This is a genomic window from Betaproteobacteria bacterium, assembly GCA_016791345.1.
Lineage (GTDB): Bacteria > Pseudomonadota > Gammaproteobacteria > Burkholderiales > JAEUMW01 > JAEUMW01.
Genome location: JAEUMW010000106.1, coordinates 1 through 7,366, shown reverse-complemented (window position 1 = coordinate 7,366; position 7,366 = coordinate 1). Strand labels below are relative to the sequence as shown.

At 67.6% G+C, this 7,366-nt stretch carries 3 protein-coding genes; 1 reads left to right on the top strand and 2 read right to left on the bottom strand.

The annotated features are described in order from the left end of the window. On the bottom strand, positions 1–918 hold a 918-nt coding region (locus tag JNK68_04245; GenBank protein ID MBL8539562.1), incomplete at its 3' end, for a lipase family protein. An 18-nt stretch (positions 919–936) separates the two neighbouring features. Beyond that, positions 937–4,995, bottom strand: a complete 4,059-nt coding sequence (gene hrpA / locus JNK68_04240) for an ATP-dependent RNA helicase HrpA (protein ID MBL8539561.1) — start codon at positions 4,993–4,995, stop codon at positions 937–939. Between hrpA and JNK68_04235 the strand changes: the two genes are divergently transcribed. Beyond that, positions 4,994–7,291: an NADP-dependent malic enzyme gene (locus JNK68_04235; protein ID MBL8539560.1), complete on the top strand. Its 2,298-nt coding sequence runs from the start codon at positions 4,994–4,996 to the stop codon at positions 7,289–7,291. The genes hrpA and JNK68_04235 overlap by 2 nt on opposite strands. Positions 7,292–7,366: the final 75 nt, after the last annotated feature.

The following is a 7,366-nucleotide window of genomic DNA, read 5'->3' as shown; positions in this document are numbered from 1 at the left end:
CTTGCCATAGGCATCCGCAAAGCCCGCGAGCCCGACCCGCGGACAGCCGAACAGGCTGACGGCCTCGATCCGCAGGCCTGCGATGCCTGCACACATGAGATCGCTCGCAGCCAGGGTCGCCAGCGCTCCGCCCAGCGAGTGCCCGGTGACCACGAGGCGTGGCGTCCGCGGTGCCTGTGCGCGCACCCAGTCGGTGATCCTGGGCGCGAGCGCCCGCCAGCAGCCGAGGAAACCACGGTGCCGGCGCGGCGCCTCGTGTACCGGCCAGCAGCGAAAGTCGTCGCGCCAGTTGCTGCACGTGACGGTGCCGCGAAAGGCGATCACCAGCACGTCCTTGCGGCGGACGCAGAAGGCGCGCAGCTCGCGCGCTTCCTCTTCCACGGCGAGGAAGTCGCCGTAACCCTCGGCTTGGATCTGCTGCTTGAGTTCGAGCACGCGTGCACACCGCGCAACCGACGCCACAAGCTGTGGAGACATCGGGGCGAAGCCAAGCGCGTCTGCATGCGCCGTCGTGGAAGAGAGGGGAAGCAGCAGAGAGAGGTCGATGCCGTCGATGCCTGCGCCGGTCAGCACGGCTTCGACCTCCCGCAGCGGCCGGTACGCGAGCCACGCGTGCACGGAACACCAGGCGTCCATGTGATGCGGCCACCGCGCGGGGTCGGCCAGCAGCTCGTCGACATTCGCCGGCGCCGAAGCTTGCGGCGGCTGCCGTGCTTCCTCGAAGGCCTGATCCAATGCCTCCGACATCGGCTTGCCCGCGGACTGCCTGATCTCCTGCGCACGCTCGACGACGCGCGAATAATCCGGACTCGGGCGACGCGGTACTTGACCCCCGGGGTGGCTCGGCTGGATATCCATCTCAGGCAGGAACGCGAACGACAGTTGCAGGAGTCTGGTCGCGCCGCTGAACGTCGTCAACGAGGCGTGGGTAACCCCCTACACCGCCACCATCCCCCACAGCTTTTCCAGGCGTTTCACGGAAACAGGCGCAGGTGTTCTCAGCTCCTGCGCGAAGAGCGACACGCGCAGCTCTTCCAGTTGCCAGCGGAATTCCTCCAGTTGCGCGTCGTGGATGCCGGTCTTGCGGTGCTTCGCCAGGCGGTCGTCGTACTGCTTCCAGAGCCGCGCGATCTCGGTCGTCCATTTCGCGTCCCGCTCCGGCCAGTCGGGGATCTTTTCCAGGCGCCGCGCCATCGCCTTGAGGTAGCGGGGATACTGCTGCAGCCGCGTATACGGCACCTGGACGATGAACCCCGGAAAGATCAGGTGGGCAAGCTGACGGCGCATGTCCGCGCAAGCCTCGCGCCATTTTGCGGCAGCCGCACCGTCGAGGGTCTTGCGCACCGGCTGCGCCGCCAATAGCACCTCCGTCGCCAGGCGCGCGTACTCCTGCGCGACGACGAGGATGCGGCTCTTCACCTGCTTCACCCGTGCTTCGAAGGCATGGCGATCGCGCACGGGCGCCTCGTCCACCCATACCGCACGGTCGACGATCGCGGCGACGAGGTCGCCGCGCAACTGCTCCGCGTTGCCCAGGTTGGCGTACAGCAGCGCGAGCTGCGAGAAGCCCGGCAGGCTGCGCTCGAGCAACTTCATCTGCTCCTTGAGCGCAAGCTGAACGAGCCGGCTGACGCCGCGACGGGTGGCGTCCCGCGCCTTGTCGGCCGTGTCCATCATCGTGAGCGTCACCGACTCGCCGGCATCGACCAGCGCCGGGAAGCCTGTCAGCTTGTGCCCCTCGCGATCGAAGCTCACGGCCTCCGGCAGCTCGAAGCCGTCCCAGGCGGTGATTTCCGTGCGCTCCCAGGCGTTCTCCGGCGCGAAGCGCTGCTGCGCCTGCACGCCGAGCTCATCGCGCAGCGCCTGCAGGTCGCGACCCGACGCGATCTCGATGTCATCGTCGTCCACCACGGAGATGTTCATCGAAAGATGCGCCGGCAGATCGCTGCGGTCCCACGCGTCGGGTGGGACGTCGAGCGCTTTCACACGCTTCAGCGCCCAGGCCAGCGCGTCGGTCAGGGACTGCGCACCGGCGTCCGGCGGCACGCGGTCGAGTTCCACGAGGCACGCGGTGACCGCTTCCGGCACCGGCACGAGCAGCTTGCGCGTCTGCTTCGGCAACGCGCGGAGCAGTGCGTTGACCTTCTCGCGGAGCATTCCCGGCACCAGCCAGTCGAGGCGCCGCGGGTCGAGCTGATTCAGGAGGTGCAGCGGGACCGTGAGAGTGACACCGTCGAGCGCGTGTCCCGGCTCGAAGCGGTAGGTCAGCGGCAGCGTCACCTCGCCCAGCTTGAAGTCCTCGGGATAGAGTGCGGAGGTGATGCCTTCGGCGCCGTGGCGCATGAGATCCTCGCGCGCCATGAAAAGCCGCCGCGGCGTCTCGCGCTCCGCCTCGCGCCGCCACTTTTCGAAGCCGACGCCGTTCACGATGCCCTCTTGTACGCGCGCATCGTAGAACGCGAACACGCGTTCGTCGTCGACCAGCACGTCGAGCCGCCGCGACTTGTGCTCGAGCGCCTCGACCTCCTCGCGCAGCCTGCGGTTATGCGCGAAGAACGGCGCGTGCGTGTCGAACTCGCCCGCCACCAGGGCGCCGCGGATGAAGATCTCCCGCGCTTCGCGCGCATCGATCGGGCCGTAGTGCACACGCCGTCGCGGGTTCACCACCAGCCCGTACAGCGACACGCGCTCGAACGCGACGACCTGCGCCGGCTTGCGCTCCCAGTGCGGATCGAAGTATTCGCGCTGCACCAGGTGCGCGCCGATCTGCTCGATCCACTCCGGCTCGACGCGCGCCACGTGCCGCGCATACAGGCGCGTCGTCTCGACAAGCTCCGCCGCGACGAGCCACTTCGGCTGCTGTTTCTTCATGCCGGAGCCGGGGTGCACGCGGAACTTGATGCCGCGCGCACCGGTGTACTCGCCGGGTTCCTCGCCCTTCGTGCCGATGTTTCCGAGCAGCCCGGTGAGCAGCGCACGGTGGATCTGCTCATAGGTCGCCGACTGCTCGTTCGGCCGCAGTCCCATCTCGGTCACCAGCGCGTGGAGCTGACCGTGGATGTCGCGCCATTCGCGCAGCCGCAGATAGGAGAGGAAATGCTCGCGGCACGCTTCGGCAAGCTTGCGGTTGGACTTCTTGTGCTTCACCGCCTCTTCGAAGAACGTCCACATCCTGAGAAACGACAGGAAGTCCGAGCGCTCGTCCAAGAACTGCATGTGCGCGAGATCGGCAGAGCCCTGCTTGTCGAGCGGTCGCTCGCGCGGGTCCTGCACCGAGAGCGCGGCGGCGATGACGAGCACCTCGGCTAGGCAATTCTCCTGCTTCGCCGCCAGCACCATGCGCCCTATGCGCGGATCGATCGGCAGCTTCGCGAGCCGCGTGCCGACCGCCGTCAGCCGGTGCTGCGCGTCGATCGCCCCGAGTTCGTTCAGGAGCTGATAGCCGTCGGCAATCATCCGCGGCTGCGGCAGGTCGAGGAAGGGAAACTGCTCGACGTGCCCCAGGTTGAGCGAAGCCATGCGCAGGATGACCGAGGCGAGCGACGAGCGCAGGATCTCGGGATCCGTGAACTCGGGGCGCTTCGCGAAATCCTCCTCATCGTAGAGGCGCACGCACACGCCGCTCATCACGCGGCCGCAGCGTCCGGCCCGCTGGTTCGCGGAAGCGCGCGAGGTCTTCTCGGTGACGAGCTGCTCGACCTTGTTGCGATACGAATAGCGGTTGACGCGCGCATAACCGGGATCGATCACGTAACGGATGCGCGGCACCGTGAGCGAGGTCTCGGCGACGTTGGTGGCGAGCACGATGCGCCGCGCGCCTCCGGGATCGAAGACGCGGTCCTGCTCCTGCGCCGACAGCCGGGAATAGAGCGGCAGGATTTCCGCGCCGGGTGGATGGTGCTTGCGCAGGGCCTCGGCGGTATCGCGGATCTCGCGCTCGCCGGGCAGGAAAACGAGGATGTCGCCCTGCTCACCCGGACGGCTCACGGCATCGACGGCGTCGAGGATGGCATCGGTGAGATCCTGCTCGTCGCCCTTCTCGGGGTCCGTGGCGAGCGGGCGGTAGCGCACCTCGACCGGATACAGGCGGCCCGAGACCTCGACCACCGGCGCGCCACCGAAATGCCTGGAGAAGCGCTCCGCGTCGATGGTGGCCGAGGTGACGACGAGCTTGAGATCGGGCCGCCGCGGCAGCAGTTGCCGCACGTAGCCGAGCAGGAAATCGATGTTGAGGCTGCGCTCGTGCGCCTCGTCGATGACCAGCGTGTCGTACGCCGAGAGCATGCGATCGGTCTGCGTCTCGGCGAGCAGGATGCCGTCGGTCATCACCTTGACGTACGCGTCGTCGCTCACCTGGTCGTGGAAGCGGATCTTGTAGCCGACGAGCTTGCCGAGCGGGGTCGACAGCTCGCGCGCGATGCGGTTTGCCACCGTGCGCGCGGCGATGCGCCGCGGCTGGGTGTGGCCGACGAGGCCCGCGGCACCGCGGCCGAGCGCGAGACAGATCTTCGGCAGCTGCGTCGTCTTGCCGGAACCGGTTTCGCCGCAAACGACGACGACCTGGTGCGACGACATGGCGGCTGCGATCTCCTCGCGCCTTGCGGATACCGGCAACTCTTCCGGAAACGCGGGTCGCGGAAGGGCCGCCAGACGGGCCTGACACTTTGCCCGCGACGCTTCGATTTCCCTTGCCAGGGCCTCGATCTCTCCGGCCGATGCGCGCTGCCCCTGCGCGGCTTCGCGCAGTCTGCGCAAGAATTTTCCGCGCTCGCGCGTCATCACGCCGTCGAGCGCATTGCGCAGAGCCTCGATTGCTGTTCGATCGCGCGGCTGCACGAAAACGTTCCGGTTGCGGGAAGAAGCGATAGTGTATGCGAGACGCCGCACTGACCCTCCACTTCGCGCTTGCGACCGCGATGCGTGCGCTCGCGCGCAGCCGCCTGCGCGTAGAATCCGGACATGTGCGCGCGATTGCTGCGCTGTGGAGAAGCTCATGGAAAAAGAACCGAGCCTTACGCCCGCTGAAGAAGCATTGCGTCAGGCTGCCTTCGACTATCACCGCCTGCCTCAGCGCGGCAAGATCAGCGTCACACCGACGAAGCCGCTGGCGAACCAGCACGATCTGTCGCTCGCCTACTCGCCGGGTGTGGCGTATGCCTGCCTCGCCATCGAACGCGAACCCGGACTCGCGGCCGAGTACACTTCGCGCGCCAACCTGGTCGGCGTGGTCACCAACGGCACTGCCGTCCTCGGTCTCGGCAACATCGGTCCGCTTGCCGGCAAGCCGGTGATGGAGGGCAAGGCCTGCCTCTTCAAGAAGTTCGCCGGCATCGACGTCTTCGACATCGAACTGGCGGAACGCGACCCCGACAAACTCGTCGACATCATCGCCGCGCTAGAACCGACGCTCGGCGGCGTCAACCTCGAGGACATCAAGGCGCCGGAGTGCTTCTATGTCGAGCGCAAGTTGCGCGAGCGCCTGTCGATTCCCGTGTTCCACGACGATCAGCACGGCACCGCCATCATCTCGTGCGCCGCGCTGCTGAACAGCCTCGAACTCACGGGTCGCCGCATCGAAGAGACGAAGCTCGTCTGCTCCGGCGCCGGCGCTGCGGCGCTCGCCTGTCTCGATCTCATGGTGGCGCTCGGCGTGAAGACCGGGAACATCCTGGTCGTCGACTCGAAGGGCGTGCTGCACACGGGACGCTCCGGCCTCGACGCCTCCAAGCAGCGCTACGCGCGCGAAACCGACGCGCGTACGCTCGCCGACATCGTCAAGGGGGCCGACGTCTTCCTGGGCTGCTCGACCGCGGGCGTCCTCACACCGGAGATGGTGGGGACGATGGCGCCGCAGCCGATCATCCTTGCGCTCGCCAACCCGGAACCCGAGATCCGGCCGGAGCTCGCCAAGCAGGCACGGCCCGACTGCATCATCGCCACCGGGCGTTCCGACTATCCCAACCAGGTCAACAACGTCCTCTGCTTTCCGTACATCTTTCGCGGCGCGCTCGACGCCGGTGCGACGTCGATCACGGACGAAATGAAGCTCGCATGCGTGCGCGAGATCGCGGCGCTCGCCAAGGCCGAGATCGGCGACGACGTGGCGAAGGCCTACCCGGGGCAGGAACTTACCTTCGGACCGGACTACATCATCCCCAAGCCCTTCGACCGGCGTCTCATCATGCGCATCGCGCCGGCCGTAGCCGCGGCGGCGCAGGCATCCGGCGTGGCCACGCGGCCGATCGCCGACCTCGACAGCTACGGCCGGGAACTGGCACGGTTCGTCACGCATACGTCGATGTTCATGCGGCCCGTCTTCGATGCCGCCCGAGCGCGCCCGAAGCGCGTCGTCTATGCCGATGCCGAGGACGAACGCGTGCTGCGCGCGGTGCAGATCGTGCTGGACGAGCGTCTGGCGAGCCCGATCCTGATCGGGCGGCCGGGTGTCATCGCGGCGCGCGCGGCGCGTGCCGGCCTGCGCTTCACGCCGGGCGTGGAAGTGCCGGTGGTGGACCCGGAGAACGACCCGCGCTTTCGCGAGTACTGGACCGGGTATCAGGAGATCATGGGCCGCCGCGGCGTCACGCCCGACATGGCGAAATCCGCCGTGCGCCGGTCGAACACCGTCATCGGTGCGCTCAGCGTGCGCCGCGGTGAAGCCGATGCGCTGATCTGCGGTCCGGTCGGTCGCTTCGACAGTCACCTCGGCATGATCAGCGACGTCATCGGCCTGCAGCAGGGCACCACCTGCTTCGCGGCGCTCAATGCCATGATGCTGCCGGGACGCACGCTCTTCCTCACCGACACCTTCGTCAACGACGACCCGACCCCGGAACAGCTTGCCGAGATCGCCGCGATGGCGGCGCGAACCGTGCGTGGCTTCGGCCTGCCGCCCAAGGTCGGCTTCGTCTCGCACTCTGTCTACGGTTCCAGCGACCGGCCCTCGGCGCGGAAGATGCGCGCCGCCTACGCACTCTTCGCCGCACAGACGCCGGACGTCGAATGCGACGGCGAGCTTCACGGCGACACCGCGCTGTCGGAGGAGATCCGCGAGTCCTTCCTCCCGCAGACTCCCCTCAGCGGCTCGGCCAATATCCTGGTGATGCCGAACCTCGATGCCGCGAACATCCTCTTCAGCGTGCTCAAGGTCACCGGCGGCAACGGTGTCACCATCGGCCCGATCCTCCTCGGCACCGCCAGGCCCGCGCACATCCTCACTTCTTCAGCCACCGTCCGGCGCGTGGTCAACATGACCGCGATCGCGGTGTGCGAGGCGGGCAAGGAAGGATAGTTGCACTTGCGGAGGCGGCTCGGGACCGGCCTCCTCGATCACTGCCTGCGCTGCCTTTGCAGCCAGCTCTGTGAC

What these genes read in the sequence shown, in the direction of transcription:
- JNK68_04235 (MBL8539560.1), top strand. Translation starts at nt 4,994, where the DNA reads ATGGAAAAAGAACCGAGCCTTACGCCCGCTGAAGAAGCATTGCGTCAG.
- hrpA (MBL8539561.1), bottom strand. Translation starts at nt 4,995, where the DNA reads ATGAGCTTCTCCACAGCGCAGCAATCGCGCGCACATGTCCGGATTCTA.